Raw genomic sequence first — 1055 nt, forward strand, 5'->3', positions numbered from 1 at the left:
ACCTCGCCTCCCGGCCCGGTGACGGCTTTGAGCCCCCCGCCGCTGTTCCAGGCCACCGGGCGGAAGGCCGCCGCGGTGCCGGTGGCCTCGGCGCAGGCGCGGCGGTTGGCCGCGTCCCGCGGGGCGGTGGTGCTGATGCACACGGTCAGGGCCGCGTCGGCCCGAACCGTGCAGGAATCGGCCTCGGGCCCCTCTTCGCACCCCCAGTAGAGGAAGGAGACGCCCTCCGGCAGCGGTGCGTCCGGGTCGACCTCGATGGGGCCGGTCTCCCCCTTCTCCGAGTCCACGACGGTGGTGCAGTCGGTGGCACCGTCGCCGATGGCGCAGCCCGCGTCCGGCTCGCCCGGCATGGTGACCTCGGCCGCGGCGGTCGCCACCATGACGCTGACCGGCACGGTGTCGGGGGTGAGCACCTGCTGGCCGAGCACCACCCCTCCGGCGGTGACCGCGGCGAGCCCGCCGCCGACCGCGAGCTTGGCGGTGATCCCGGCACCGGCCGTGACGGCGGTCCCTGTCCCGGCCGCGCTCCCAGTGCCGGTCGCGGTTCCGGTGGACAGGGTGGTCGTGGCCGTCGAGGAGACCGCGCCGCCGGGGTCGGCGGCCCCGGCGACCTCGCTTCCCAGGCCGCCCGAGTGGTGGGCGGCTTCGCCGGCCGCCTCGCCGCCGCCCGGCGAGGGAGAAGCGGACGCCAGGGCGTCGCCGGACGCCCCCGGATCGGCGCCGAGGTCTCCGCCGTCCGCTCCGGAACCGGCCTGTGCGCCCTCAGGACCGCACAGCTCGGCCCCCTCCTCGGCGCCTTGTGCGGCGCTCTCGTCGCCCAGCTCCCGCCAGAGCGCGGCGGCAGCGGCGAAACCGGCCGCGGCGGCCGCGCGTCGGCCGGTGACCAGGCTGCGCACCCCCTCCTCGTGCAGGAAGTAGGCCAGTGCGCCCTTGTCACCGGCGCGTTCGGCGGCGGCCCGCCCGCGTTCCACCAGCCGCCCCCAGGCGCCGGTCCTCAGCGAGCAGGCGAGCGCCGGAGCGGCGGCCCGCGCCAGGCGGACGGCGGCCTCGGCTGC

1 pseudogene is annotated in these 1055 nt (G+C 78.2%); it reads right to left on the minus strand.

Annotation, left to right across the window (positions count from 1 at the left end):
- Positions 1–1055 (minus strand): annotated as a pseudogene (locus D476_RS38120) (hypothetical protein); the annotation flags it as partial.

It is taken from the genome of Nocardiopsis chromatogenes YIM 90109, assembly GCF_000341185.1.
Taxonomy (GTDB): domain Bacteria; phylum Actinomycetota; class Actinomycetes; order Streptosporangiales; family Streptosporangiaceae; genus Nocardiopsis_A; species Nocardiopsis_A chromatogenes.